Source organism: Lysinibacillus capsici, assembly GCF_020217405.1.
Lineage (GTDB): Bacteria > Bacillota > Bacilli > Bacillales_A > Planococcaceae > Lysinibacillus > Lysinibacillus capsici.
On sequence record NZ_CP084108.1, the window covers coordinates 3,961,019 to 3,987,430 of the forward strand.

The 26,412-nt window shown below is 39.5% G+C and carries 20 protein-coding genes, 16 tRNA genes and 3 rRNA genes; 7 read left to right on the forward strand and 32 right to left on the reverse strand.

Going from position 1 to position 26,412, the window contains the following annotated elements:
* The first annotated feature begins 129 nt into the window (after positions 1–129).
* Positions 130–1,716, forward strand: a complete 1,587-nt coding sequence (locus LCP48_RS19615; protein ID WP_048391822.1) for a catalase — start codon at positions 130–132, stop codon at positions 1,714–1,716.
* A 43-nt stretch (positions 1,717–1,759) separates the two neighbouring features.
* Here LCP48_RS19615 and LCP48_RS19620 read toward each other — a convergent pair whose 3' ends face one another.
* Together LCP48_RS19620 and LCP48_RS19625 are read right to left on the reverse strand one after the other, a co-directional pair.
* Positions 1,760–2,161: a cytidine deaminase gene (locus LCP48_RS19620; protein ID WP_225341055.1), complete on the reverse strand. Its 402-nt coding sequence runs from the start codon at positions 2,159–2,161 to the stop codon at positions 1,760–1,762.
* 14 nt (positions 2,162–2,175) lie between these two features.
* A complete protein-coding gene (locus LCP48_RS19625) occupies positions 2,176–3,081 on the reverse strand; it encodes a S66 peptidase family protein (RefSeq protein WP_048391824.1) in 906 nt (301 codons plus the stop codon).
* A gap of 121 nt (positions 3,082–3,202) precedes the next feature.
* Between LCP48_RS19625 and LCP48_RS19630 the strand changes: the two genes are divergently transcribed.
* The gene (locus LCP48_RS19630; RefSeq protein ID WP_048391826.1) at positions 3,203–4,102 is read left to right on the forward strand and encodes a DMT family transporter; all 900 of its coding nucleotides are present in this window, start codon (positions 3,203–3,205) and stop codon (positions 4,100–4,102) included.
* Positions 4,103–4,122: 20 nt separating this feature from the next.
* Here LCP48_RS19630 and nagB read toward each other — a convergent pair whose 3' ends face one another.
* Positions 4,123–4,836 (reverse strand): glucosamine-6-phosphate deaminase, encoded by a 714-nt coding sequence (gene nagB, locus LCP48_RS19635; RefSeq protein WP_048391828.1) that lies wholly within the window; start codon positions 4,834–4,836, stop codon positions 4,123–4,125.
* Positions 4,837–5,022: 186 nt separating this feature from the next.
* Here nagB and LCP48_RS19640 point away from each other — a divergent pair, with 186 nt between their 5' ends.
* Positions 5,023–5,769, forward strand: coding sequence for an arylamine N-acetyltransferase family protein (locus tag LCP48_RS19640; protein WP_225340471.1), 747 nt, complete (start codon positions 5,023–5,025; stop codon positions 5,767–5,769).
* Between the two features lie 38 nt (positions 5,770–5,807).
* On the opposite strand, the gene LCP48_RS19645 is transcribed toward LCP48_RS19640, so the two are convergent.
* The 6 genes from LCP48_RS19645 to LCP48_RS19670 form a co-directional block, all read right to left on the reverse strand.
* A complete protein-coding gene (locus LCP48_RS19645; RefSeq protein WP_009373388.1) occupies positions 5,808–6,896 on the reverse strand; it encodes an S-layer homology domain-containing protein in 1,089 nt (362 codons plus the stop codon).
* A 99-nt stretch (positions 6,897–6,995) separates the two neighbouring features.
* Positions 6,996–7,685, reverse strand: coding sequence for an ABC transporter ATP-binding protein (locus LCP48_RS19650; RefSeq protein WP_009373386.1), 690 nt, complete (start codon positions 7,683–7,685; stop codon positions 6,996–6,998).
* 2 nt (positions 7,686–7,687) lie between these two features.
* The gene (locus LCP48_RS19655) at positions 7,688–8,719 is read right to left on the reverse strand and encodes an ABC transporter permease (RefSeq protein WP_009373384.1); all 1,032 of its coding nucleotides are present in this window, start codon (positions 8,717–8,719) and stop codon (positions 7,688–7,690) included.
* Positions 8,720–9,755: 1,036 nt separating this feature from the next.
* Positions 9,756–10,277 carry a hypothetical protein gene (locus LCP48_RS19660; RefSeq protein WP_152412424.1) on the reverse strand — a complete coding sequence of 174 codons (522 nt, stop codon included), beginning with the start codon at positions 10,275–10,277 and terminating at the stop codon, positions 9,756–9,758.
* Positions 10,278–10,417: 140 nt separating this feature from the next.
* Positions 10,418–11,956 carry a M56 family metallopeptidase gene (locus LCP48_RS19665; protein ID WP_004230880.1) on the reverse strand — a complete coding sequence of 513 codons (1,539 nt, stop codon included), beginning with the start codon at positions 11,954–11,956 and terminating at the stop codon, positions 10,418–10,420.
* 1 nt (position 11,957) lies between these two features.
* Positions 11,958–12,326, reverse strand: coding sequence for a BlaI/MecI/CopY family transcriptional regulator (locus LCP48_RS19670; protein ID WP_004230882.1), 369 nt, complete (start codon positions 12,324–12,326; stop codon positions 11,958–11,960).
* Between the two features lie 626 nt (positions 12,327–12,952).
* Between LCP48_RS19670 and LCP48_RS19675 the strand changes: the two genes are divergently transcribed.
* Together LCP48_RS19675 and LCP48_RS19680 are read left to right on the forward strand one after the other, a co-directional pair.
* A complete protein-coding gene (locus LCP48_RS19675) occupies positions 12,953–13,270 on the forward strand; it encodes a DUF771 domain-containing protein (RefSeq protein WP_004230884.1) in 318 nt (105 codons plus the stop codon).
* Between the two features lie 187 nt (positions 13,271–13,457).
* Positions 13,458–14,513 carry a tyrosine-type recombinase/integrase gene (locus tag LCP48_RS19680; protein WP_004230886.1) on the forward strand — a complete coding sequence of 352 codons (1,056 nt, stop codon included), beginning with the start codon at positions 13,458–13,460 and terminating at the stop codon, positions 14,511–14,513.
* Positions 14,514–14,800: 287 nt separating this feature from the next.
* Here LCP48_RS19680 and LCP48_RS19685 read toward each other — a convergent pair.
* The 20 genes from LCP48_RS19685 to LCP48_RS19780 all read right to left on the reverse strand — a co-directional run bounded on the left by LCP48_RS19685 (position 14,801) and on the right by LCP48_RS19780 (position 22,406).
* A tRNA-Leu gene (locus LCP48_RS19685) sits at positions 14,801–14,881 on the reverse strand.
* Positions 14,882–14,928: 47 nt separating this feature from the next.
* Positions 14,929–15,002: transfer RNA gene (locus LCP48_RS19690), tRNA-Cys, on the reverse strand.
* An 8-nt stretch (positions 15,003–15,010) separates the two neighbouring features.
* Positions 15,011–15,085, reverse strand: a tRNA-Gly gene (locus LCP48_RS19695).
* A gap of 5 nt (positions 15,086–15,090) precedes the next feature.
* A tRNA-Gln gene (locus tag LCP48_RS19700) sits at positions 15,091–15,165 on the reverse strand.
* A 4-nt stretch (positions 15,166–15,169) separates the two neighbouring features.
* Positions 15,170–15,245 (reverse strand) — tRNA-His (locus LCP48_RS19705).
* Positions 15,246–15,280: 35 nt separating this feature from the next.
* Positions 15,281–15,356, reverse strand: a tRNA-His gene (locus tag LCP48_RS19710).
* A 12-nt stretch (positions 15,357–15,368) separates the two neighbouring features.
* Positions 15,369–15,442, reverse strand: a tRNA-Trp gene (locus LCP48_RS19715).
* A 13-nt stretch (positions 15,443–15,455) separates the two neighbouring features.
* Positions 15,456–15,539 (reverse strand) — tRNA-Tyr (locus LCP48_RS19720).
* A 9-nt stretch (positions 15,540–15,548) separates the two neighbouring features.
* A tRNA-Thr gene (locus tag LCP48_RS19725) sits at positions 15,549–15,624 on the reverse strand.
* Positions 15,625–15,636: 12 nt separating this feature from the next.
* Positions 15,637–15,709 (reverse strand) — tRNA-Phe (locus LCP48_RS19730).
* Positions 15,710–15,724: 15 nt separating this feature from the next.
* Positions 15,725–15,800: transfer RNA gene (locus LCP48_RS19735), tRNA-Asp, on the reverse strand.
* A 3-nt stretch (positions 15,801–15,803) separates the two neighbouring features.
* Positions 15,804–15,878: transfer RNA gene (locus LCP48_RS19740), tRNA-Met, on the reverse strand.
* Between the two features lie 26 nt (positions 15,879–15,904).
* Positions 15,905–15,980: transfer RNA gene (locus LCP48_RS19745), tRNA-Val, on the reverse strand.
* A gap of 15 nt (positions 15,981–15,995) precedes the next feature.
* Positions 15,996–16,070 (reverse strand) — tRNA-Glu (locus LCP48_RS19750).
* A 24-nt stretch (positions 16,071–16,094) separates the two neighbouring features.
* Positions 16,095–16,186, reverse strand: a tRNA-Ser gene (locus tag LCP48_RS19755).
* Between the two features lie 5 nt (positions 16,187–16,191).
* Positions 16,192–16,268 (reverse strand) — tRNA-Asn (locus LCP48_RS19760).
* Positions 16,269–16,284: 16 nt separating this feature from the next.
* Positions 16,285–16,400 (reverse strand): 5S ribosomal RNA (gene rrf / locus LCP48_RS19765).
* A 112-nt stretch (positions 16,401–16,512) separates the two neighbouring features.
* Positions 16,513–19,440: ribosomal RNA gene (locus LCP48_RS19770) — 23S ribosomal RNA — on the reverse strand.
* A gap of 180 nt (positions 19,441–19,620) precedes the next feature.
* A 16S ribosomal RNA gene (locus tag LCP48_RS19775) occupies positions 19,621–21,173 on the reverse strand.
* Together the 16S, 23S and 5S rRNA genes with 16 tRNA genes alongside form the textbook arrangement of a ribosomal RNA operon.
* 345 nt (positions 21,174–21,518) lie before the next feature.
* Positions 21,519–22,406: a nucleotidyltransferase-like protein gene (locus tag LCP48_RS19780; RefSeq protein ID WP_004230510.1), complete on the reverse strand. Its 888-nt coding sequence runs from the start codon at positions 22,404–22,406 to the stop codon at positions 21,519–21,521.
* Positions 22,407–22,555: 149 nt separating this feature from the next.
* Between LCP48_RS19780 and LCP48_RS19785 the strand changes: the two genes are divergently transcribed.
* On the forward strand, positions 22,556–22,909 hold the full coding sequence (locus LCP48_RS19785) for a YgzB family protein (protein ID WP_004230509.1): 354 nt from the start codon (positions 22,556–22,558) through the stop codon (positions 22,907–22,909).
* Positions 22,910–22,931: 22 nt separating this feature from the next.
* Here the strand turns inward: LCP48_RS19785 and perR are convergent, their stop codons facing one another.
* From perR to bcp, 3 genes are all read right to left on the reverse strand, one after another.
* Positions 22,932–23,375, reverse strand: a complete 444-nt coding sequence (gene perR / locus LCP48_RS19790; protein ID WP_004230508.1) for a peroxide-responsive transcriptional repressor PerR — start codon at positions 23,373–23,375, stop codon at positions 22,932–22,934.
* A gap of 121 nt (positions 23,376–23,496) precedes the next feature.
* A complete protein-coding gene (locus LCP48_RS19795; RefSeq protein WP_004230507.1) occupies positions 23,497–24,441 on the reverse strand; it encodes a D-2-hydroxyacid dehydrogenase in 945 nt (314 codons plus the stop codon).
* Positions 24,441–24,914: a thioredoxin-dependent thiol peroxidase gene (bcp, locus tag LCP48_RS19800; protein ID WP_004230505.1), complete on the reverse strand. Its 474-nt coding sequence runs from the start codon at positions 24,912–24,914 to the stop codon at positions 24,441–24,443. The genes LCP48_RS19795 and bcp overlap by 1 nt, the downstream gene beginning before the upstream one ends.
* Before the next feature lie 129 nt (positions 24,915–25,043).
* Here bcp and LCP48_RS19805 point away from each other — a divergent pair, with 129 nt between their 5' ends.
* On the forward strand, positions 25,044–26,330 hold the full coding sequence (locus LCP48_RS19805) for a glutamate-1-semialdehyde 2,1-aminomutase (protein ID WP_004230504.1): 1,287 nt from the start codon (positions 25,044–25,046) through the stop codon (positions 26,328–26,330).
* The last annotated feature ends 82 nt before the right edge of the window (positions 26,331–26,412 follow it).

The window sequence follows — 26,412 nt, forward strand, 5'->3', positions numbered from 1 at the left end:
ACGCCATCCAGGGCTCTCCTACATTTATGTATGGAGAGCTTTTTTAAGTAGTTCAAAGGGATAATTTGGATGACTAGTTTGCCCCTTTCAAGGACAAAATGGAAGTATCTATAGGAAAGGGGTCATACTATGACACAGCAAGATGATGCAACACATGAGCAAGATATGACATTGACCAACAGACAGGGACATCCAATTACCAACAATCAAAATTTGCGAACAGTCGGTAATCGAGGTCCTGCAACATTGGAAAATTATGATTTTCTAGAAAAAATGAGTCATTTTGACAGAGAGCGAGTTCCAGAACGGGTTGTGCATGCTCGTGGAGCTGGAGCACATGGGTATTTTGAAACCTATGGTGTTGTTGGCAATGAACCTATCTCTAAGTATACACGTGCAAAAGTCTTTCAGGATAAAGGGAAAAAAACACCTGTCTTTGTGCGTTTTTCAACTGTTATACATGGTGGTCACTCCCCAGAAACATTGCGTGATCCCCGCGGTTTTGCAGTAAAGTTTTATACAGAGGATGGCAATTGGGATTTAGTAGGCAATAATTTAAAGATCTTCTTTATTCGTGATGCGCTCAAATTTCCAGATATGATTCATGCTTTTAAGCCTGATCCCATTACTAATATTCAAAACGTTGAACGTTTTTTTGATTTTTGTGCTAGCTCACCAGAAACCTTCCATATGGTAACATTCGTTTACTCTCCTTGGGGGATTCCAGCAAATTATCGTATGATGCAGGGCTCTGGGGTTAATACGTACAAGTGGGTGAATAGTGAAGGCAAGGCAGTCCTTGTCAAATATCATTGGGAACCGCTACAAGGTATTAAAAATTTAACACAAAAAGAAGCAGAGGAAATCCAACAGAAAAATTTCAATCATGCTACACAAGATTTATATGATGCTATCGAACGTGGAGACTTCCCCGAATGGGAGCTACATGTTCAAATTATGGAGGATGGTTCACACCCTGAGCTTGATTTTGATCCATTGGATGATACAAAGCTTTGGCCAAACGATCAATTTCCATGGTATCCAGTTGGCAAAATGGTGTTAAACAAAAACCCTGAAGACTATTTTGCTGAGGTGGAACAGGCTACTTTCGGGACAGGGGTGCTTGTTGATGGCTTAGACTTCTCTGATGATAAAATGTTGCAAGGTCGTACTTTCTCTTATTCTGATACACAACGCCATCGTGTAGGCGCCAACTACTTACAGCTTCCAATTAATGCACCAAAAAAACGTGTAGCGACCAATCAACATGGTGGGCAAATGATGTATAAGCGTGATTTGGCACCTGGACAAAATCCACATATTAATTATGAGCCATCCATGCTGAATGGATTAAAGGAAGCAACACAAGCTGGTAAAGAATATACACCATACATTGAAGGGAACCTTGTTCGTGAATCGATTGATCGTCAAAGTAATACGAAACAGGCTGGTGAAACCTATCGTAACTTTGAACAGTGGGAACGCGAAGAACTTCTTGAAAATTTAATACGTGATCTATCGGTCTGTCATGAGGATATTCAAAATGCCATGATTGCTTTGGCACAAGAAGCCGACGAAGAATATGGTCGCTTACTCAAGGAAGGTTTGCACAACGCTAAAAAAGATTCCTCTGCATCAAAACCACTTGGCAATATCCATGGTGATCAAGCACCTCAAGATGCCATGAATAAAGGACACGACGCTGAGCCATATTGACGAAGCTAAAAAAGACATTACATTTTTTGTAATGTCTTTTACTTTATTGTTCATATGCCTTATACCAATCATAAGGTTGAATTTCCTTTAATGATTTAAATACCAATTCTCCATCTGCATTCGTAATCGCTGCCTTAACATTTTCTCCCCAATAAAAAAGTCTTTCCTGACAGACTCCACAGGGTGTCAGCACTACAAATTTAGATGTTTCATCTTCCCTAGCAACACAAATCGAATGCGTAACTTTTGTATTCAATTTATGTGCCTCTAAAATAGCACCTGTTTCCATACATAATTCAGTAGCAGCATTCATTACCTCGGGAGCGACACTTGTTAAAATTTGCCCATCCGCGGTATATAAGGCTGCAGCTCCTCCCCATCCAGTGGGATATCTTTTTTCTGCTAGTGCAACCGCAGCTTCATACAGTACTTTTTCAATATCCATATTTCCTCTCGCTATCATACATGCACACCTGGTAATATTTTCAACACCTTTTCCTGTGCGTCTAAAATTGCCTCTGTTCCTAATGGAATGGCTATATTCGTTGTTTCATGTCCGAACTTAAAACCTGCCACGACTGGTATTCCTAAATCTGCAAAATACTCCTTCATTAACGAATGAAGTGCTTCTTCATCAGATCCTGTCTGTGTAAATGAACCAATGACGACTCCTGCTAATTGCTCAAATTTCCTTGCTTGTTTTAAATGCTGAAGCATTGAGTCAATAACTGGAATTGTTTCATTTACATCCTCTATTAATAAAATCCTACCTTCAGTTCTTACTTCAAATTTGGTACCTAGTGTGCTGACAAGACGATAGAGATTTCCTCCGATCATTTCACCACGTGTGATGCCCCCAGCAATCGTTGTTAGCGGAGAAATTGCCTCTGTATACTGAATTTCCATAGGGGAAAATAGCTGTAAAAACATTTTTTTTGATAAATCATCCATCTTATTAGCTGACATCAGCATTGGCCCATGAAATGTCACCATATTGGCATACTCATTAATCGCACAATGTAAATATGTAACATCAGAAAAGCCCCAGAAAATCTTAGGATTTTCTTCTATTAAAGCATAATCAATTTTATCAGCAATTCTGGCAGAGCCATAGCCTCCCTTTACACAAAAGATTGCTTTCACTTCTGGGTTTTTTACCATCTCATGAAAATCAGCTAGTCTGATTTCATCACTTCCTGCCAAATATTCATGTTTTGCATGAATCGTATCACCCAGAATATAGCGAAGACCCAATTCGTCCAAAAAAGCTACTGCTTCTCCTAGTTTTTCAGGCTCTACAAGACTTGAAAGTGCAACAACACCGACTAAATCTCCCTTTTGTAAACATGGTACGGTACTTTTCACAGTTATTCCTCCTCTTGTTGTCCTTATTTTAGCATAGCAAAACTTCAGAGGCATTGATTATTGCTATACTGACTGCCTATAATTAACTTTACTATTCAATTAATAAAGGGGTTAAAGCATCTTGAAAATTCCACCATATATATTATTAGTACTCGCAACTCTTTTATGGGGTGGTAATTTTGTTATTGGACGTGCCGTTAGTGAAGATATTCCTCCCCTAACACTTGCCTTTTTACGCTGGTGCGTCGCATTTATTATCTTTTTTCCCATTGCATTTCACCAATTAAAACGTGAATGGCGGTTACTGAAAAGACATTGGTTTATTGTCATCATTCTTTCATTAACAGGTGTTACAGCATTTAACACACTTGTTTACATTGGATTACATTACACAACGTCCATTAATGCATCTTTAATGAACTCTTCTACGCCCATAATGATTTACATACTTTCCTTTATTTTTTTGAAGGAAAAACTATCAAAATATCAGTTAATAGGGACCGTTCTATCACTGAGTGGAGTTGCCTTTATTATAATGGGTGGCTCTTTTACAAGGATTGTCGATTTTACTTTCAACAAAGGGGATTTAATTGTAATCGCAGCAGTATTATGTTGGAGCATATATTCATTACTCATTAAACAATATGCAACTCGCTTACCAGGGCAGTCTACCTTTCTAGTGACGATTGGACTTGGGGCTATGATGCTATTTCCTTTTTCTCTCTATGAAACACTGTCTAGTGCAACAGCAATTCATTGGGAATGGTCAACCTTTGCTGCTATTTTATATGTTGGTATTTTTGCCTCTATCATTGCTTTTCTCTGCTGGAACAGTGGTGTTATACAGTTGGGAGCGAACAAAGCAAGTATTTATTTAAATTTCATTCCTGTTTTTGCCTCCATTTTTGCTGTTCTTTTTCTTGATGAGAAATTGCATTCATTTCAGCTTATAGGTGGACTAGCCGTTGTAGCAGGGGTTATTTTATCAGGAAAAATAAATAAGCAAAGACTTCAATCCTAAGAAGTCTTTGCTTATTTTTGCTAATTCGTACCACCATAAATTACTGTAACATTAGGATGGTTTAATAATTGGCTTGCTGGGAACTCTTCTGTAATATGACCACTTTTCAATTTCTCAATCGCCGCGAGTTTTTTTTCACCAAAGGCAATGAGGATGATTTCCTTTGCCTTCATTATGGAGTGAATGCCCATTGTAATGGCATGTGTTGGTACTTCAGACGGATCATCAAAATAAATAGCATTTTCTGTTCTTGTTGACTCTGTTAGCTCCACAATATTCGTCTTGGCATCAAACGATGTGCCTGGTTCATTAAAAGCAATATGTCCATTTACACCGATACCTAGAAGCTGTAAATCAATGCCTCCTGCTTCTTCAATGCGCTTATCATATGCAGCACATTCTTCAGCTAAATTGGCTGCCTGTCCATTTGGCAAATGGACATTTTTCGGCTGTATATCCACAAAATTAAATAAATTCTCATGCATAAATGTAAAGTAACTTGCTGGACTTGATTGCTCAATGCCAACATACTCATCCAAGTTAAAAGTTTGTACTTCCTTAAAAGATAAATGGCCAGCTTGGTGTCGTGCCACTAATTCTTTATACATGCCTACAGGTGATCCACCAGTTGCTAAACCTAAAACACTATCAGGTTTCTCTTGTATTTGTTTTGAGAAAATAGTAGCTGCCACTTCACTCATTTCCTCATATGTATTCACTTCTATCCATTTCATTCTTTATACGATACCTACCTTACCATTAATATTATTAACTAATATGTAAAATATTTCACTTTATAGTAGCTAATATATTAATCTTACTAGTTATTTAGCTATTTTTCTATCATTTCCTACTTCAGTTTATGCGTGTAATCTAAGACTATTTCGGTTATGTTATTAATAAGGAAGTGAGGCGATTTTATGAATTTACAAATTCAGCACTATTTACAGTATATTCAATTTCAAGGAACGTTAGAGCCATCTATTCAACTACTTGGACAACTACAAACTAAACATCTATTAACCATTCCCTATGAAAATTTAGATGTTGCCTTGAATCGTGGTATCTCCTTCGCTATTCCTGATATATTTAAGAAAATAATTATTGATAAACGTGGTGGCAATTGTTTTGAATTAAATATCTTATTCAGCTGGCTTCTACGAGAGCTTGGCTTTTCTGTCACCAATCGTTATGCCCAGTTTTGGCGCAACGTAGCGGAAAATATCCCTCCACAGGAAATTCCCATGCATCAATTATTGCTAGTGAATGTGAATGGACAATACTATATCTCAGATGTAGGCGTCGGTGCATTAGCACCCTGTAAACCAGTGCCACTGATTGCTGGCTATCAACACAGTGAAGGTAAAGAGTTATATAAAATAGATTATGATGAAGCGAATGGTTGGATGCTGTTGGAACAAACTAAACATAGTTGGCGTTTGCTTTATAGTTTTCACGATGATGCCAATGATGCAAAATTTGCACCACGACTTTCCAAGCAAAAAAATAAAATTGCTATGATTCGAACCATTGGTGGCCGTCATACCATGATGAACAACGAATTTAGAATCTATGAGGGTTCTTCTTTAACAACCTATACAACACAAAATGAAAAGGAATGGTTACAAGCCCTTCAGCGATTTTTCAATATTACATTACAAGATTAAAAATAAAGCAAGCCTACTAAGAAATGTAGGCTTGCTTCCTATTTTTTCATGGTGCGATTAAGCAGTTCAAGCACGACAATATCATTGTGTAACTCTTTCACTAAACCTATTCCATCCACAAAATAATAGGTTTTCACTGTACCATTAATTATGGATTTTTCTTCTAGTATGACCACACCTGAATATTGTACCTCTCCAGCTTGAACAATACCATTGGTCGTTTTAACTGTTACTCGTTTACCTGACGTAACGCCAGCATCATCCTCATGTAAAATAACACCTATCCTAAGTGGTAGCTCCAAATATAAATCATAATGAGTGTTACCATCACGGGCAATGGCTTGACCATATATACGATCATCGCCATATATCAGTTCATTAGGAAAGGCTTGTTCTGAACTTAGATTTTCGACTACCCATACATCATTTTTACCGTCATGGTGATCGAATTGATAGTCTAATGTATAACGTTGATGATCATTTAAAGAATAATAGGCATACGTATAAATAAAAGCACGATCTTTTAGCAAATCTGGTTTAGATAGTGTCATAGCACGTGCTAAAAACGCTGAAAAGTGAGCACGTGTAACAGGTTCATCTGGTTTAAATGTACCGTCATCATAGCCCCTTACTAAATGATTATGAGCTAGGGTTAAAATTTCTTTATATCCTGATGTTTGTTCTGTTACATCTGTAAAATAAGCATTCCCAGAACCCTTCAGCTGGAAAGCCCTTTGTAGCACAATAGCCATTTGACCTCTTGTCATTGTTGCATTTGGATGAAATGTATGGACATCATCAAATATACCCGCATTTTGTACCGCTGCGATTTCTTTATAATACTTATGTGCGGTCGTTACATCCTGATAGTTTGGATTCTCTATATTGATTGTATTTAACGCTAAAGCACGAGTTAATATAACAGCTACCTGTGCCTTCGTTACATTTTCATTTGGTTTGAACAGGTTATTTGAATAGCCCTTTACAATATCCTGATCCACTAAATAATTAATTTCTGTTGATAATGTTTCATCTGCTAAATCTATAAAGCTTGCTGCTTGTGCTTCCTTAGGTAATATGGCAACCGTAATTAGGATCAAACATACTAGTTTCAATAGTTTTTTCATGTTTTCCCTCCTTCCTCGATCCTTTACCCCTCCAAACCATTTCTTACTCTTCAAACAAAAATACCACAACCATAAATTATATGATTGTGGTCATTCCTATTAGTACATAGTATTTGTTAACACGACACCGTCGCTTATTCTAATAATACGGTCTGTGTAAGTAAGCATTTCCTCATCGTGCGTCACCATTAATGTTGTAATATTTAATGTTTTAGTTAATTCTTTTAGTAGCAACATAATTTCCTTGGAGCGCCGGGAATCTAAACTAGCCGTTGGTTCATCAGCAAATAATACTTTCGGTTGATGAATAATAGCACGTGCAATTGCTACACGTTGCTTCTCTCCCCCTGACAAGGAGGAAGGGTAGGCAGTTTTACGATGTTCCATTCCGACTAACTTCAATAGCCGATTGACTTCATATTCCTGTTCATTCTTCTTTAATGGAGATTCAGCCACATCTAGCATTAATAGCAATTGTTCCTCTACTGTCAAAAATGGAACAAGATGAGCAAATTGAAAAACAAAGCCGAATTTACTTGCACGTAATTTTCGTACCTGTTCAGTTTTCATCGTCGTAAGATTCTGCTCTTCAAATAGCACTTGCCCATCTGTTGCTGGTTGTAGTCCAGCAGCAATCGTTAATAATGTACTTTTCCCAGAGCCAGAAGCACCTACCAATGCTGTAATCTCTCCTTCTTTTAAAGAAAGATTGATGCCCTTTAAGATCTCTTCCTCCACTTCACCATTCTTAAACGTTTTTCGTACTTCATCAATTGTAAATAACGTCATGATTAAGCCTCCCCTTGCTGTATTGCTTGTAACGGTTCAATTTTTTTAATTTGCATTCCTGACAAGGTTGCACCGATAAAGCCTATGAGGAGGAATACAAAGGATAACTGTGTTGTAGTCCCTATTGTTAAAGTGAATGGCATCCCCTTAGGAGCAACTATATTAAATAACTGGCTAAGGCTGACTGATACCACAAGTGAAAAGATTGTAATAATAGCCATCTGTGTCCAGATCATTTTAAATAGCTTACTTGTTTTTAATCCGATCGCTTTTAAAATGCCGTACAAGCCAATTTTTTGTACATTCATCATGTAGAAGAAAATAGCAAACAACATCCCACTAATCACAACTAAGAACCATATAATCATATTTAAAGATAATTGTTCCGCATTATAACTGGGGATAGTTTTGAGAAACTCTTTATTGCTATATGCTTGCAATCCCTTAATATCATTTGGCTCACTATTTGGTACAAAAATCAACTGTTTATCAGCTACTCGATACATCTCCTGGTAAGCCTCTTCACTAATATAAGCAACGGGAGCATGGCTATATTTTTTTTGCTCTACAAAACCTTTTACAATGAACTTTCCACTGTATTGATTATTCGTTAATATATCTCCAACTTGTATTCCTTTATCTTGTAGTGAGCTATCCAAAAGCACCTCGTCTTGATGCACATTGCTAAAAAGTGAAGATTCCGTTGATGTCACAAAGGCTACACTTTGTTGTTTATCATCCTGATCATTTAAAAAGCCCATCTGGATCGAAAAAGCTACTGCCTCTTTTTCTTTACTTATGACTTTCTGCTGCAGGTGGCTATCGATTCTTGAAAGATTAAACGTGCCATCCGCATCCTCAGCCATATAAAATTGTCCCTTCGGTAAATCCTTAATTAAAGCCGCATTATCCTGTGACAGACCATTTGCTAAACCCGAGATAATAAACGTTAAAAAACTAACTAGGAAGATAATGGAGCCCAAGATTAAAAACCGTACTTTATTCTTCTTCATTTCTTTCCAGGCAAGATTCATCACTAACCCCTCCATTTCTTTGATTACTCCTAGCTTAAAATTGTTAAATGAACAGAGCATGAACTAATCGTTAAAATGTAGAGATCCTATAAAAAGCCGCTCTATAAAGGCATTTTTATCCCATAGAGTGGCTTCTTTTGTGAATCTTATCTATCTTTACTTGCTAAAATCTTTTTTTTAACAAAATTTCTCCTCTATAAATGAATTGATATTTTTAATAACAATTATATATTTTGTAAAACTTATAGTAAGGTTTGTTTAACAGATTACATAATAAGTACGCTACCTTTGAATCCATTGATATCAAGGGCTTTAGAGTATAATCTTTCGGTTTTCCGACCATCGTAGAATACCTCGATGGACAAGTAACCGAATGTTATAATTTAAATCTGGTCAAAAAACCGAAATTTTATACTTTTATAAAATCATAAGTATCAAAGAAAGTATACGAATTCGAAAAATACAAGACACAATGTATATAGTAAAATAATGTAACTCAATAATCGAAAACAGCAGAGGTTACATAGTCAAAAATTTATTGTCTATGTAACCTCTGCTGTTTTTTAAACCTTGGTTTTCTACATTAGGCGCACCGAGATTAACCATATGTGTAACATTATTTCTTTATAGTCATCATTCATCTAAAGGTGGTGGTGAAAAATCTTTAGCGATTTACTAAATCTCTTAAAGTCTTATCGTATAATCTATAAATAACAGACATAATTTCCTCGTCTATTTCATCAACAAATTCAACTACTTGTTCGTCCTCAACGTTTTCCACATTCTTATCTTCTACTATCGAAGAACACCTCCTCTTATAAAATTAGGCCTATTTATATTTTATCATATGTGAATGCTTTTACTAAACTGACGATATATAAGTAAAGTAAAACCAACCTTTAGTTTAAGTACTAGAGGTTGGTTTTTTAACCGTATTAAAATAAAAGGCTATTCGTAATATGTAGTAGAATAAACTTATATTTTACTAAACAATCGATAATCAAGTGGCGTGAAGCCATCTTTTTAATTTGCCTTATCAGTTATAAACACCATTGGCATATACATACATCGAGATTGTTCCCCCACTGTTTGTTCCTGTTGAACCAGTATAAGATACTGTTGCATTAACGATTAGCATAGAAGTGTTATTCTTATCAACAGAAGTACCTGTTGCTTTCAAGTTAGAAGAAGATGGTTTATTGATTATCTTGGCTGAATGGCTTGTAGCCCCCACTATTTTCCCATCAGATATACATGTTGCATTAATGACTACAGAACCAAGGTTAGCGTTATTATAAAGGTCAGTCATTACAACTGTCTTGGTTGCATTTATCCCCGCTCGTGTTAATGTAGGAAGAACTCTAAATTCAATCCCGTCGATTTCGTAAACTTGCTCAGAATTGTCCGAAGCATCAATTTCGAGAAGAAAACCTTTTTCTGTGGGTTCTTCAGTTTCTGCTTCTTGTGCAAAAGCAGCTACTGGTGTTACGATACATAGAATCATTGTCAACATACTCATCATCCATTTTTTCATTGTTAAATCCCTCTCTTTTTTCATATTTTCTTGTATAACTACTGAGATTCGAAGGTGGCATCACAGCCCTTAAAGAAATTTTTCTATATGTGATAGTTCGAGAGATGCTAAGTTTCTTAATAATATAAGAGAAGCCTACATCACTCAGCTATACAACACGATTCCTATGGTGTAGACTTCATATATCTTGGTGTAGTACCTATAGAATTCTGACTTGGGAAAGGCAGATGATCATTGTTCGTTACCCAACCACCAAAACGAAATGTAAATTCCACTCGTGCGTCTGTATTCTTTGTATCAATATCTTGCATATAGTCTTTCAATCTATTTTCTAGGAAATTCGGTGTGATGAAATCTGCATATGGTATAGACTTTAACTCATGAAAAGGCAACAAATAGGCTTCAATAAGGGTATTGAGCTCATCATATTCAACAGGTGCTAGTAGCTCATAGTCATATTCAATATGAATTACCGTTGTATATTTTTGTCCATTCTGTTTATGCACAATTTCAATCGGGTATTGGTATCTTGCTTCAGTTCCAATGACACCCTCTGAAAACACATCACGATAGAGCTCTTTGTTTATAGTAGGCTCAGGTGGCACAGTTATTCTATCACTCATATTCTTTGGGTAAATAATAAATTTGTCTGTTGCAAAGTAGCCTCTTGATGCACCATTTAAAATGGATTCTTTCATAAATGTTTCGTCTAAATAGCTCAACGGCTTACTGGAAATAGCAAATGCTGAACTGACAGCCATTCCACCTGTTGTAAGTAAAATTAATAGTGCCATCACAACGATTCCTGATTTCTTCTTACTCATATCCATAATGGAGAGTATTCTCTTTTTTAGAATTTGTGTACTTCCTAGAAAATTTGTAGAAAAAACACCTTCTCCTCTTTTTAATTTCTCAGCATGTAGTATCGTCTGACTATACGTTTTTCTAAGTTGGATGTCAGTATTTTTTACTACTTCCTCATCACAAGCGTGTTCACAAAGGTTGTCCAGTTCTTTAGCGAATAGATAGAACAATGGATTGAACCAATGAATACTACTAATCAACAATACAAAAGCTTTATACCATAAATCCTTTCGTTTTAAATGAACTAACTCATGCTTCAATATCAAGCTTAGTTCTTCTTCTCGATAAGAATTATTAGATAGCCAGATAGTATTTTTAGTAAATCCCACTAACATGGGGGAATGGATAAAGCTACATTCTTTCAATGCGATTTCCTTAGTGATATTCATTTCGCTTTTAACTTTTTCAAGCAAATGAAGGGTTTTCGGTTCAGTTATCGTTTGCCCCCATCTTTTCACCATGTACATAAATCGATAATGTTTTACAAGATGAACTGCCAAAAATACAACGATTCCTAAAATCCAAATTATCATCACCATCTGCCAAACAGAAAGTGCTGTCACTGTATCTACGGATGAGGACACAAGCGTTATCTGACTACTGTTAGTTGGAACAGGTTCTTTAGATGGTATTTGCACCGATTCTGATAGATTGACAACTGGGGTCGATATATTGATTGTAAATGGTAAAATAAAGCCTACAAGGATAGCAAGCCAGCCATAATAAAGCCATCTAGCACTGTATCGTTTTAAAAGGAAAGGCGTTACAGCTATAAAAAGTAGTCCAATAAAGGACATAACTACTGATTTAAAGAATAAACCTACCATGATACTGTGCATATTAATCCCTCTTTTCTTCCACCCATTTAATTAATGATGCTAAATCTTCATTAGAAATAGTATCGGATTTATAGAGTGTACTCACTAAATTCATAAAGGAGTTTTTATGATAGAGCTTCATAAAATGCTCTGTTTCAAAACTTAGATATGCACCTTTTTCTACTATAGGGTAATAAAATCTCTCCTTACCTTTTTTCTCACTACGAAGAAATCCACGTTCAGTTAATCTTTGCATAAGGGATACTACGGTTTGGATTTTCCAACCTTTCTCATTTCCTATTTCGTGCATTATTATACCTGTAGTAATTGGAGGATTACTTTCCCAAACTATCTTCATAATCTCAAATTCTGCTTCAGGCAATTTTTTCATATTTACTCACCCCTTTTTTATTTAAGTCAATTGTCTTATATGTATAATATATCTTTTTCGAAACAGTGTCAAATTCTGTTATATATGGGCATAATGATATTAAAATACCAAAAGTTATCCCAACAGCCATTGCATTTTCTGTTCCAAGTTGCAGAAATTCTCTATTATGATGAAAGTTATTAGAAAAATTTGATATAAAACGATCAATTATATGTAGCTACGGAAAAAGAATTATGGGCAGGTATTACATAAAAAAGCAAAAGCAATAGAATTAAAAACAAACCTTTTGACCTATAAAAATATTAATATTTTGAAAGTATGATACTTATAATTGAAGGCAATGGAGAACCACTTAAAAAAGTTAATCACGTTTTAGAAAAAGTCTTCGAAAATATAAAAGAAAGTATAGTGTATTCTAATTAAGAAATTAATATCTTACTTTCTCTTAAAAAGAGAAAATATCGAAATTATTATATTTCAGAATTAACCGGTTAATTCACTAAATATAATCGAATATGCTAACAAGGGAAAAACCCAAGCAACAGATATTCCAATGGATATTTCATCACTTTGGATAACTACTGCTTGGGGTTTTTGCGTTTGTAAATACAATGGAGGAAAAGGAAATGCAACAGCTATCAGTGACATTAACAATCCCTATTCCAGCCGATTCAATAATCATTTCAAAGGTAGAATTGGAGAAACTAAAAAAGGCACAACTCGTAGGAGTTTACTGGTCTATGAAAGATCTTGAAAATAGAATTAACCGAAAGAATGAGTGGATAAAAGAAAATATTCTTTATCCATCAAAGTTCAGGAAAATGCTTGATGTTGGATCAGATGGCTTTGTCTTTTACCCAAAATCAAAAGGGCAAACATGGTCTTTTCAGGCATCTAAAATGGCCGCGTTTTTAGAAAAACATTTTAAAGATATTTTTTCTTAAAACCAATATTAAATGAATCAAATGTAAAAATTAACTTCTCTTTAAAATTTATTCCTTATAGAAAGTAAATTCATTGTTAATAATAGAAACCATATTCTTAAAATATATTTTTTTTAGAGGTGAATAGCAGTGGCAAGTATTCAAAAACGTGGAAAAACATATCAATATACAATTAGCCGTATGGTGAATGCCTATTCGAAAGGGAGGTTTTCATACAAAAAAGGAAGCAACGATTGCAGCAGCTGAAACGGAAGCTATGTTAAATAAGGGGGTTATCCCTCTTTTAAACCCAGCTCCCTTTGACGAATACTTTGAAAACTGGGTAAAGCTATACAAAAGTAACTTAGCAATAGCAACTTTAAAACATTACAACTACACATATGACCGCATTAAAGAATTTTTTAACAGTACACCTTTACAAGAAATTTCAACCCAAGATTACCAAAAGTTTTTAAACCAATTAGGATCTACACGTTCGAAGGAAACTGTAGAAAAAGTGAATGGTCATATTCGTGCGTGTGTCCTTGATGCCGTTGACGAACAAATCATACCACGTGACTTCACAAGGAAAGCTGAATTGAAATATACTGTTGATGCAAAAGAAGAATTCGAAAAGTATTTAAATTACCATGATAGTATTTTATTATTGAATGGTCTTAAAAATCGATTAGATCAAGGTTTAGATTATTATCAGCTATTATTAGGTTTAACAACCGGATTACGTTTTGAAGAATTAGTTGGCCTTGTATATAGTGATTTTGACTCCAATCATAATGAATTAAATATAGATAAAACCTGGGGATATAATAACAGAATGCCTAGAGGATTTGGACCTTTAAAAAATAAAGCGTCCAAAAGAAAAATTAAATTAGAAGGCACAACAATGGAGTTATTTAAAGACCTAATCAAAACAACTCCTGATAATGAACATCATTTAGTGTTTTATAATGAAAAATCAAAATACAAAGTGATCACGAATGAGCGAGCAAATGATGTTTTAAAGGAAGTGTTACTCGAATTAAATATTCGACCACTTATTACAATGCACGGTTTAAGGCATACTCATGGTAGTATTTTATTGCACAAGAAAGCGTCTTACCAATACGTAAGTAGACGCTTAGGTCATGAAGACATTGAAACAACAATGAGAACTTATGCACATCTTTTAAAAGAAACAATTGAAGAAAACGATCAATTGGCAATCGATACTTTTACAGAAATGTATCAGGAGAATAACAGTTAACGCCTCACAATGTACAAATTAAATCCAATTAAAAAAGCCCATGTTTATTTTTCAAACATGAGCTTTTTTAGTTTGCTCTCCTTTATCGATCACATTTTCTCGGATTGCAGCATGTGTAAAAACTTGTGTAAAATGAACCTGCCTGTGTGTAAAATGTGTGTAAAAAGATTTCGATTCTTATCGTTTCCTATCGTAACCCAAGAAATGTAAAAAGCTCACAAACCCTGTTCTATCAAGGTTTGTGAGCTTTCTAATCTTACTAAACGTAACGTATATGTACGTGATGATACCGGTGGTCGGGGTCGAACCGACACTCCAAAGGAACACGATTTTGAGTCGTGCGCGTCTGCCAATTCCGCCACACCGGCATAATGGAGATAAAAAAAATCGGATAAACCGATTAACAGTTAAAATATGGAGGCGGCAACCGGATTTGAACCGGTGATAAGGGTGTTGCAGACCCGTGCCTTACCACTTGGCTATGCCGCCGTCATACATGGAGCGGAAGACGAGGTTCGAACTCGCGACCCCCACCTTGGCAAGGTGGTGTTCTACCACTGAACTACTTCCGCAAAAATGGCTGGGGTACTAGGATTCGAACCTAGGCATGACGGAATCAAAATCCGTTGCCTTACCGCTTGGCTATACCCCAACAATGGGGCGACTGATGGGAATCGAACCCACGAATGCCGGAACCACAATCCGGTGCGTTAACCACTTCGCCACAATCGCCATTGTATTATGTTGTTTATTAATTTTATATTAGATGGGGCGACTGATGGGAATCGAACCCACGAATGCCGGAACCACAATCCGGTGCGTTAACCACTTCGCCACAATCGCCATAAAATTAATTGGCAGGGGCAGTAGGAATCGAACCCACACCAAAGGTTTTGGAGACCTCTATTCTACCGTTGAACTATGCCCCTAAAATAATAAAACTGGTGGAGGGGGACGGATTCGAACCGCCGAACCCTAAGGAGCGGATTTACAGTCCGCCGCGTTTAGCCACTTCGCTACCCCTCCGGGAAAATCTGGTGCCGGCTATAGGAATCGAACCCACGACCTACTGATTACAAGTCAGTTGCTCTACCTGCTGAGCTAAACCGGCAAAAAAACAAGATGGGTCAGGACGGAATCGAACCGCCGACACTTAGAGCTTCAATCTAATGCTCTACCAACTGAGCTACTGACCCATATTTTAAAATAAATGGCGGTCCCGACCGGGATCGAACCGGCGATCTCCTGCGTGACAGGCAGGCATGTTAACCGCTACACCACGGGACCATTTGGTTGCGGGGGCTGGATTTGAACCAACGACCTTCGGGTTATGAGCCCGACGAGCTACCACTGCTCCACCCCGCGATAATACTATAATATTGTGAAAATAATGGTGGAGGATGACGGGCTCGAACCGCCGACCCTCTGCTTGTAAGGCAGATGCTCTCCCAGCTGAGCTAATCCTCCATCTGGGTATTGAAATGGTGACCCCTACGGGATTCGAACCCGTGTTACCGCCGTGAAAGGGCGGTGTCTTAACCACTTGACCAAGGGGCCATCGTTTGGAACACATCAAAGTGCTGGCGGAGAGTAAGGGATTTGAACCCTTGAGACAGTGTTAACCGCCTACACGATTTCCAATCGTGCTCCTTCGGCCACTCGGACAACTCTCCAAGAATGGCTCCGAAGGCAGGACTCGAACCTGCGACAACCTGATTAACAGTCAGGTGCTACTACCAACTGAGCTACTTCGGAATAATTTTAGTATATAGCCTAGCGACGTCCTACTCTCACAGGGGGAAGCCCCCAACTACCATCGGCGCTAAAGAGCTTAACTTCCGTGTTCGGTATGGGAACGGGTGTGACCTCTTTGCCATCATCACTAGACTATTTGAAAGACAATACTTATTATAACATATCTTATAAAAATTACAAGTATATTCTAATATTTTATTCTTTCAAAACTGGATAAACGGTGCATTGAATGTTTCAAACTTTTTTGGTTAAGTCCTCGATCGATTAGTATTCGTCAGCTCCATGTGTCACCACACTTCCACCTCGAACCTATCTACCTCATCGTCTTTGAGGGATCTTACTTACTTGCGTAATGGGAAATCTCATCTTGAGGGGGGCTTCATGCTTAGATGCTTTCAGCACTTATCCCGTCCACACATAGCTACCCAGCGATGCCTTTGGCAAGACAACTGGTACACCAGCGGTGTGTCCATCCCGGTCCTCTCGTACTAAGGACAGCTCCTCTCAAATTTCCTACGCCCACGACGGATAGGGACCGAACTGTCTCACGACGTTCTGAACCCAGCTCGCGTACCGCTTTAATGGGCGAACAGCCCAACCCTTGGGACCGACTACAGCCCCAGGATGCGATGAGCCGACATCGAGGTGCCAAACCTCCCCGTCGATGTGGACTCTTGGGGGAGATAAGCCTGTTATCCCCGGGGTAGCTTTTATCCGTTGAGCGATGGCCCTTCCATGCGGAACCACCGGATCACTAAGCCCGTCTTTCGACCCTGCTCGACTTGTAGGTCTCGCAGTCAAGCTCCCTTGTGCCTTTACACTCTACGAATGATTTCCAACCATTCTGAGGGAACCTTTGGGCGCCTCCGTTACCTTTTAGGAGGCGACCGCCCCAGTCAAACTGTCCGCCTGACACTGTCTCCTGCCCCGCTAAGGGGCATGGGTTAGAATTTCAATACAACCAGGGTAGTATCCCACCGACGCCTCCTTCGAAGCTGGCGCTCCGAGATCTCTGGCTCCTACCTATCCTGTACAAGTTGTACCAAAATTCAATATCAGGCTACAGTAAAGCTCCACGGGGTCTTTCCGTCCTGTCGCGGGTAACCTGCATCTTCACAGGTACTATAATTTCACCGAGTCTCTCGTTGAGACAGTGCCCAGATCGTTACGCCTTTCGTGCGGGTCGGAACTTACCCGACAAGGAATTTCGCTACCTTAGGACCGTTATAGTTACGGCCGCCGTTTACTGGGGCTTCAATTCGCAGCTTCGCTTGCGCTAACCACTCCTCTTAACCTTCCAGCACCGGGCAGGCGTCAGCCCCTATACGTCACCTTACGGTTTTGCAGAGACCTGTGTTTTTGCTAAACAGTCGCCTGGGCCTATTCACTGCGGCTCTCATGCGCTTGCACGCTCAAGAGCACCCCTTCTCCCGAAGTTACGGGGTCATTTTGCCGAGTTCCTTAACGAGAGTTCTCTCGCACACCTTAGGATTCTCTCCTCGACTACCTGTGTCGGTTTGCGGTACGGGCACCTCTCACCTCGATAGAGGCTTTTCTTGGCAGTGTGAAATCAGGAACTTCGTCCATACGGACTCGCCATCACAGCTCAACGTTACAGTGTGCGGATTTGCCTACACACACGCCTTACTGCTTGGACGCGCACAACCAACGGCGCGCTTACCCTATCCTACTGCGTCCCCCCATTTCTCAAACGGTGAGGAGGTGGTACAGGAATATCAACCTGTTGTCCATCGCCTACGCCTATCGGCCTCGGCTTAGGTCCCGACTAACCCTGAGCGGACGAGCCTTCCTCAGGAAACCTTAGTCATACGGTGGACGGGATTCTCACCCGTCTTTCGCTACTCATACCGGCATTCTCACTTCTAAGCGCTCCACCAGTCCTTCCGGTCTGACTTCAACGCACTTAGAACGCTCTCCTACCACTGACATCGTAGATGTCAATCCACAGCTTCGGTGAATCGTTTAGCCCCGATACATTTTCGGCGCAGCGTCACTCGACCAGTGAGCTATTACGCACTCTTTAAATGATGGCTGCTTCTAAGCCAACATCCTGGTTGTCTGTGCAACGCCACATCCTTTTCCACTTAACGATTACTTTGGGACCTTAGCTGGTGGTCTGGGCTGTTTCCCTTTTGACTACGGATCTTATCACTCGCAGTCTGACTCCCGTGTATAAATATCTGGCATTCGGAGTTTGTCTGAATTCGGTAAACCGGGATGGCCCCCTAGTCCAAACAGTGCTCTACCTCCAGTATTCTCATCACGAGGCTAGCCCTAAAGCTATTTCGGAGAGAACCAGCTATCTCCAAGTTCGATTGGAATTTCTCCGCTACCCACACCTCATCCCCGCACTTTTCAACGTGCGTGGGTTCGGGCCTCCAGTAAGTGTTACCTCACCTTCACCCTGGACATGGGTAGATCACCTGGTTTCGGGTCTACGACCACGTACTACTTCGCCCTATTCAGACTCGCTTTCGCTGCGGCTCCGCCTTCTAAAGCTTAACCTTGCACGTAATCGTAACTCGCCGGTTCATTCTACAAAAGGCACGCTATCACCCATTAACGGGCTCTAACTACTTGTAGGCACACGGTTTCAGGATCTCTTTCACTCCCCTTCCGGGGTGCTTTTCACCTTTCCCTCACGGTACTGGTTCACTATCGGTCACTAGGTAGTATTTAGCCTTGGGAGATGGTCCTCCCGGATTCCGACGGAATTTCACGTGTTCCGCCGTACTCAGGATCCACTCAGGAGAGAACGAACTTTCGACTACAGGGCTTTTACCTGCTCTGGCGGACCTTTCCAAGTCGCTTCATCTAACTCGCTCTTTTGTAACTCCGTATTGAGTGTCCTACAACCCCAAGAGGCAAGCCTCTTGGTTTGGGCTCTTCCCGTTTCGCTCGCCGCTACTCAGGGAATCGATTTTTCTTTCTCTTCCTCCAGGTACTTAGATGTTTCAGTTCCCTGGGTCTGCCTTCAAGACGCTATGTATTCACGTCAAGATACTACGCGATTAAACGTAGTGGGTTCCCCCATTCGGAAATCTCCGGATCAAAGCTCACTTACAGCTCCCCGAAGCATATCGGTGTTAGTGCCGTCCTTCTTCGGCTCCTAGTGCCAAGGCATTCGCCGTGCGCCCTTAATAACTTAACCAAGTTATTAAGCCTATAAAAAACTTAAAAAATAAATGTGTTTGTTACAATTTCAATGTCGTTTTATCCAGTTTTCAAAGAACAAGTTTTGAAGTGTTTCATTCAGAAGAATGAACCTTCAAAACTGAACGCAAAACGTAATCTTACAAACCCAAGGTTTGTATTCCGAAAATATCCTTAGAAAGGAGGTGATCCAGCCGCACCTTCCGATACGGCTACCTTGTTACGACTTCACCCCAATCATCTATCCCACCTTCGGCGGCTGGCTCCAAAAGGTTACCTCACCGACTTCGGGTGTTACAAACTCTCGTGGTGTGACGGGCGGTGTGTACAAGGCCCGGGAACGTATTCACCGCGGCATGCTGATCCGCGATTACTAGCGATTCCGGCTTCATGTAGGCGAGTTGCAGCCTACAATCCGAACTGAGAACGACTTTATCGGATTAGCTCCCTCTCGCGAGTTGGCAACCGTTTGTATCGTCCATTGTAGCACGTGTGTAGCCCAGGTCATAAGGGGCATGATGATTTGACGTCATCCCCACCTTCCTCCGGTTTGTCACCGGCAGTCACCTTAGAGTGCCCAACTAAATGATGGCAACTAAGATCAAGGGTTGCGCTCGTTGCGGGACTTAACCCAACATCTCACGACACGAGCTGACGACAACCATGCACCACCTGTCACCGTTGCCCCCGAAGGGGAAACTATATCTCTACAGTGGTCAACGGGATGTCAAGACCTGGTAAGGTTCTTCGCGTTGCTTCGAATTAAACCACATGCTCCACCGCTTGTGCGGGCCCCCGTCAATTCCTTTGAGTTTCAGTCTTGCGACCGTACTCCCCAGGCGGAGTGCTTAATGCGTTAGCTGCAGCACTAAGGGGCGGAAACCCCCTAACACTTAGCACTCATCGTTTACGGCGTGGACTACCAGGGTATCTAATCCTGTTTGCTCCCCACGCTTTCGCGCCTCAGCGTCAGTTACAGACCAGAAAGTCGCCTTCGCCACTGGTGTTCCTCCAAATCTCTACGCATTTCACCGCTACACTTGGAATTCCACTTTCCTCTTCTGCACTCAAGTCCCCCAGTTTCCAATGACCCTCCACGGTTGAGCCGTGGGCTTTCACATCAGACTTAAAGGACCGCCTGCGCGCGCTTTACGCCCAATAATTCCGGACAACGCTTGCCACCTACGTATTACCGCGGCTGCTGGCACGTAGTTAGCCGTGGCTTTCTAATAAGGTACCGTCAAGGTACAGCCAGTTACTACTGTACTTGTTCTTCCCTTACAACAGAGTTTTACGATCCGAAAACCTTCTTCACTCACGCGGCGTTGCTCCATCAGGCTTTCGCCCATTGTGGAAGATTCCCTACTGCTGCCTCCCGTAGGAGTCTGGGCCGTGTCTCAGTCCCAGTGTGGCCGATCACCCTCTCAGGTCGGCTACGCATCGTCGCCTTGGTGAGCCGTTACCTCACCAACTAGCTAATGCGCCGCGGGCCCATCCTATAGCGACAGCGAGATGCCGTCTTTCAGTCTTTCACCATGAAGTAAAAGAGATTATTCGGTATTAGCCCCGGTTTCCCGGAGTTATCCCAAACTATAGGGTAGGTTGCCCACGTGTTACTCACCCGTCCGCCGCTAACGTCAAAGGAGCAAGCTCCTTTGACGTTCGCTCGACTTGCATGTATTAGGCACGCCGCCAGCGTTCGTCCTGAGCCAGGATCAAACTCTCCATAAAAGAAATTTGATTAGCTCAAATTGTTTTGCTGGCATCATGTTTGATGTCCAAAATTGTGTTTCGTTCACTAGCAAAGCTAGCTACTTAAAACTTTATTGATTACGTTTTGCTTGTTCAGTTTTCAAGGTTCATTATTTAAGTCGTTTTTCAGCGACTTCTTTATATTAACATCTCATTCAAAACATGTCAACAACTTTTTTAGAAAGTTTTTTGTGTTTTTCTGAGTTATTCGTTTATGTCTTAGCGACAATTAATATAATACAATACTAAGTTATTATTAGTCAACTACTTTTATAAAAAAATATCGAGGTATTTTTAGATACCTCGATTACAAGCTTACTACAGTCATTGCCCCATTTCTAGAGCATCTTTATTTACCTTGTAATGACGGTGAAATATCCTATCATTTTTCGCTGCAATTGGTTCAATTAGAATATAGCCTTTATCCACTAAGTACTCCACAAACACTTCTAAATCCACTGAGTAGTTCACAAGCTCATGATGATCGTGTAATTCCTGAATGGTCCACATTTCTTTTGTTTGCATGACTTCTAATATATGTTGTGCCCCATCTCGTGTACGAGAATGAATTAAAAACTCACTTGCTAAAAACAACAATTCTAAGCGCTTTTCTATTGGCTCATTACTTGTCACTAGCTCTTCATACAGCTTATAGATGGCTGGCTCAATTTTTTTTACCTGTGCCCAAACAGTTACTTCAGGATACAGGCCACTATCGATAATAGATAAACGACCTAGATGATGTAGGGAGTCCACAACGTGATTATAAGCATCCAAGTAACTTCCTTTATCGAAGTATTCTTTCCCTTCCAAATAGCGACGAATTAACTTTGAAAATTGAATACCTGTTTTAATTTTACGACCACTATACGGAAATTCCTGCAATTCTATTTTTAGTTTATGCAGAAATTCATTCCGATCAAATAATACTCTACCGAAGAATATCCAATCAACAACCTTTCTATTTGAACCGATGAGTAACCATTTTCGAATTAATTTCTCCGTAACAGTATGTAGAGCGATTTTATTTCCTTCATATAAGTAATGTTTTGAAAAGACTGGTTGCTCTGCTTCTTTTACGATAATGAGTAAAACCGTATCAAATGTATCTGTAACGTTACTTTGTTCTTCACGCTTTTCCACTAAAATTACGCCTAATGTATTCGACTGACTCGCACGTTCTTGATATATTGGACGCAGTACTTGCTCCATGTTCAGCCCTCCTTTATTCATATAGGTTCTTTTGTTCCGTTAAAAATTCGACATACTCTAAAAGTATTCCTTCTTTCATTCAGTTCAAAGCTAAAATACTTTGCCCTTATATGTTATAGTAGATTTTAGATTGGGAGGCAAGATGAAATATGAAACCTTATAAAAGTAAAATTAATAAAATTCGTTCATTCGCATTAGCACTAATCTTTTTTGGTTTTATTGTCATGTACGGAGGCATTTTCTTTAAAAATAGCCCGATATTAGTTTTAATTTTCATGTCACTAGGTGTTCTTTGTATTATCGGTAGCACAGTTGTATATGCGTGGATCGGACTACTGTCAACAAGAGCTATTCAAGTAGAGTGTCCTAATTGCCATAAACATACAAAGGTTTTAGGCCGAGTAGATATGTGCATGTACTGCAATGAGCCATTAACACTTGATCCTACTCTAGAAGGTAAAGAGTTCGATCAATCCTATAATAATAAAACAAAAAAATCCTAGCCCTTTTTAAGAGCTAGGATTTTTATTGTACTTTAGCAGTAGCAACTTTACACGATGGACAAGTGCCGTATATCTCTAAGCGATGCGAATGCACATCAAAGCCTGTTACCTGTGATGCAAAATGCTCTATTTCGTCGAGTCCAGGATAATGGAAATCGACGATCTTACCACAGCATTCACAAATCATATGGTAATGATCGTTTGTCACGAAATCAAAGCGACTTGAAGCATCCCCGTAAGTTAGCTCTTTCACAAGACCTACTTCACGAAATACACGCAGGTTGTTATAAACAGTCGCTACACTCATATTAGGGAACTTACCCTCAAGAGCTTTATAAATTTCATCGGCAGTAGGATGTGCCATTGATTGAATTAGATATTCCAAAATAGCATGACGCTGAGGAGTAATACGTACACCAGTTGTTTTCAACGTGTCCAGTGCATCTTGTAAATGCGTAGCAGACATCGTCATGCACCTCTTCCATAAGTATTATTAATTTATAATTGTTATAAATAGTGTATCCAATTCGTACTACTTCGTCAACAATCACACATTGCTTATCCTCAATAAATCAATGGTATTTTCCTTAATAGCCTCTTGATAAATCCATAACATTTTCTAAATCCGTGTCACCCTTTAGCCATTTTGTTAGGCTTGGCTTGAAAATTTCTAAGCTACGCTCAACATAACGAGAAGAATGACTGGATACATGAGGTGATACTATGACATTTGGTAATGTCCATAATGGATTATCAGATGTCAGAGGCTCCTCTTCAAATACATCTAAAACTACGTGTCCAATTTGCTTTGTTTCAATCGCTTGAATGAGTACCTTTTCATCAACTAAATTACCTCGACCAAAATTCATGAAAATCGCATTGTTTTTCATCGCAATAAAATGCTCTTCTTTTAATAAATGGGTCGTTTCTGTTGTTTTTGGTAGTACAGAAATAACGATATCTGCAAGAGGTAGGGCTTCTTTTAATTGGGTAAAACTAATTATCGTATTCATATAGGCCGCTTCTTTACCGGAGCGGTTACAGCCAATCGTCGTAACACCAAAAGCTTGCAATAAACGCCCAACTTCTGACCCAATGGCACCTGGCCCCAAAATAAGTGCCGTACTATCACGTAATTCCGTTTGTTGTGTTTTTTTCGACCATTCATTTTTCTTTTGCTGCTCATATATCCAAGGCAAAGCTCGTTTAATGGCTAAAATATGAGCAAGCATGGATTCAGCCATAGGCGTTTTATGAATGCCACGAACATTTGAAACTAGAATCCCACGTTCAATAATAGCCTGAGCTGGCATTTTTTCTATACCTGCCGATGCAACAAAAATCCATTTTAGCTTTGTCGCAAATTGAATACTCTCTTCTGTTAAATCTTCACCATATGTAACTAATACATCCGCTTGTTGAAGCTCTTCATTTGATAAACTCTTTTCAAAGATAAATTCAAGCTGTGGAAATTCTGCCACTAATGGTTCTCGTAAATCTGCTCTAGGTTCAAATGTAAAATAGATTCTCATTATTTTGCCTCCTGTTCTGCTAAATAAGCATATACTTCTTCAATATGATTTTTCACTCGAACTTTGCGCCAAGCTTTTACAAGCATACCCTCAGCATCAATTAAAAACGTTGAACGCTCTATGCCCATATATTCACGTCCATACATTTTCTTTAAAACCCATACACCATATACTTCAGCAATAGCATGATCCTCATCCACTAATAGTGAAAATGGCAAACCATGCTTATCAATAAATTTTGTATGCTTGCTTGCGTTATCTGGGCTAACACCCAGAACAACAGCATTTAAATGACTGAAGTCTTCAAACTTATCCCGAAAATCACATGCCTCCGTCGTGCAGCCTGGTGTCATATCCTTTGGGTAAAAGTATAAAATAACATTTTTTCCTTTAAAATCAGCTAAATGCACCATCTCGCCCTTTTCGTTCAATAGAGAAAAATCCGGCGCCTTTTGTCCTTCTAGTAATGTCATACAATCTCCTCCTCTGTAGGTCCTATTTTACTCTAAGTAACAAATCAAGTCATATCCCTTAATTTCTTTGGATTTCTTACACCGATAGGTCTACAATAGATTACGTATAAAAAGTTAGGAGGCAATTCTATGAATCATGCAAAATCTGAAGCAATACATGCAGAGGCATTACAGCATATTGTTGGTGGTGTAAACAGCCCTTCTCGTTCATATAAAGCAGTAGGTGGCGGTTCTCCTGTAGCCATGGCGCGAGGAAAAGGCGCTTATTTTTGGGATGTAGATGGCAATCGTTATATCGACTATCTAGCAGCATATGGTCCAATCGTTACTGGTCATGGCCATCCTCATATTGCAAAGGCCATAACGCATGCTGCTGAAAATGGTACATTATTTGGGACGCCGACTGAATATGAAGTTACTTTCGCAAAAATGTTAAAGGAAGCCATTCCATCTATGGATAAAGTACGTTTTAACAACTCTGGTACAGAAGCTGTTATGACAACGATTCGTGTGGCACGTGCCTATACAGGCCGTACAAAAATCATGAAATTTGCTGGCTGCTACCACGGACACTTCGATTTAGTACTAGTGGCTGCAGGATCAGGTCCAGCAACATTAGGAACACCAGACTCAGCAGGTGTAACAACTTCAACTGCTGAAGAAGTTATTACTGTACCTTTTAATAACCCTGAAGCCTTTACAGAAGCCATGAATAAATGGGGCGAGGAGATTGCAGCTATTTTAATCGAACCAATTGTAGGAAACTTTGGTATTGTTGAACCGCATCCTGGCTTCCTTGAATTAGTACACGCTACTGCTAAAGAAAAAGGGGCCTTAACGATTTACGATGAAGTCATCACGGCCTTCCGCTTCCACTACGGTGGCGCTCAAAATTTACTTGGCCTTACACCTGATCTAACTGCACTTGGTAAAGTTATTGGTGGTGGTTTACCAATCGGTGCATATGGCGGGCGTAAAGAGATTATGGATACTGTTGCACCACTCGGTCCAGCATACCAAGCGGGTACGATGGCTGGAAATCCTGCATCTATGCAAGCCGGTATTGCTTGCCTAGAAGTGCTACAAACGCCAGGCATTTATGATGAAATGGATAGATTAGGCGCAATTTTAGAAGAAGGAATTTTAGCTGCTGCTAAAAAACATGACGTAACCATCACGTTAAATCGTCTCAAAGGGGCGCTGACTATTTACTTTACAGACGTGAAAGTAGAAAACTATGAGCAAGCTGAAAACTCTGACGGTGAAATATTCGGACGCTTCTTTAAACTTATGCTTGAACAAGGCATTAATCTAGCTCCTTCTAAATATGAAGCATGGTTCTTAACAACTGAGCATACAGAAGCAGATATTCAGGAAACAATTGAAGCAGTAGATATTGCGTTTTCTCAATTGTAATCTTGACAAGAAAAAGGCGACTTGCAAGTAGAAGTCGCCTTTTTCTTATTCATCCATGCAAATCTATGTATTTTATGAGCAC

Coding starts and splice junctions, on each gene's coding strand:
- LCP48_RS19615 (WP_048391822.1), top strand. CDS start 130: ATGACACAGCAAGATGATGCAACACATGAGCAAGATATGACATTGACC.
- LCP48_RS19620 (WP_225341055.1), bottom strand. CDS start 2,161: ATGGATATTGAAAAAGTACTGTATGAAGCTGCGGTTGCACTAGCAGAA.
- nagB (WP_048391828.1), bottom strand. CDS start 4,836: ATGAAATGGATAGAAGTGAATACATATGAGGAAATGAGTGAAGTGGCA.
- LCP48_RS19640 (WP_225340471.1), top strand. CDS start 5,023: ATGAATTTACAAATTCAGCACTATTTACAGTATATTCAATTTCAAGGA.
- LCP48_RS19645 (WP_009373388.1), bottom strand. CDS start 6,896: ATGAAAAAACTATTGAAACTAGTATGTTTGATCCTAATTACGGTTGCC.
- LCP48_RS19650 (WP_009373386.1), bottom strand. CDS start 7,685: ATGACGTTATTTACAATTGATGAAGTACGAAAAACGTTTAAGAATGGT.
- LCP48_RS19655 (WP_009373384.1), bottom strand. CDS start 8,719: ATGAATCTTGCCTGGAAAGAAATGAAGAAGAATAAAGTACGGTTTTTA.
- LCP48_RS19660 (WP_152412424.1), bottom strand. CDS start 10,277: ATGAAAAAAGAGAGGGATTTAACAATGAAAAAATGGATGATGAGTATG.
- LCP48_RS19665 (WP_004230880.1), bottom strand. CDS start 11,956: ATGCACAGTATCATGGTAGGTTTATTCTTTAAATCAGTAGTTATGTCC.
- LCP48_RS19670 (WP_004230882.1), bottom strand. CDS start 12,326: ATGAAAAAATTGCCTGAAGCAGAATTTGAGATTATGAAGATAGTTTGG.
- LCP48_RS19675 (WP_004230884.1), top strand. CDS start 12,953: ATGCAACAGCTATCAGTGACATTAACAATCCCTATTCCAGCCGATTCA.
- LCP48_RS19680 (WP_004230886.1), top strand. CDS start 13,458: ATGCCTATTCGAAAGGGAGGTTTTCATACAAAAAAGGAAGCAACGATT.
- LCP48_RS19780 (WP_004230510.1), bottom strand. CDS start 22,406: ATGGAGCAAGTACTGCGTCCAATATATCAAGAACGTGCGAGTCAGTCG.
- LCP48_RS19785 (WP_004230509.1), top strand. CDS start 22,556: ATGAAACCTTATAAAAGTAAAATTAATAAAATTCGTTCATTCGCATTA.
- perR (WP_004230508.1), bottom strand. CDS start 23,375: ATGTCTGCTACGCATTTACAAGATGCACTGGACACGTTGAAAACAACT.
- LCP48_RS19795 (WP_004230507.1), bottom strand. CDS start 24,441: ATGAGAATCTATTTTACATTTGAACCTAGAGCAGATTTACGAGAACCA.
- bcp (WP_004230505.1), bottom strand. CDS start 24,914: ATGACATTACTAGAAGGACAAAAGGCGCCGGATTTTTCTCTATTGAAC.
- LCP48_RS19805 (WP_004230504.1), top strand. CDS start 25,044: ATGAATCATGCAAAATCTGAAGCAATACATGCAGAGGCATTACAGCAT.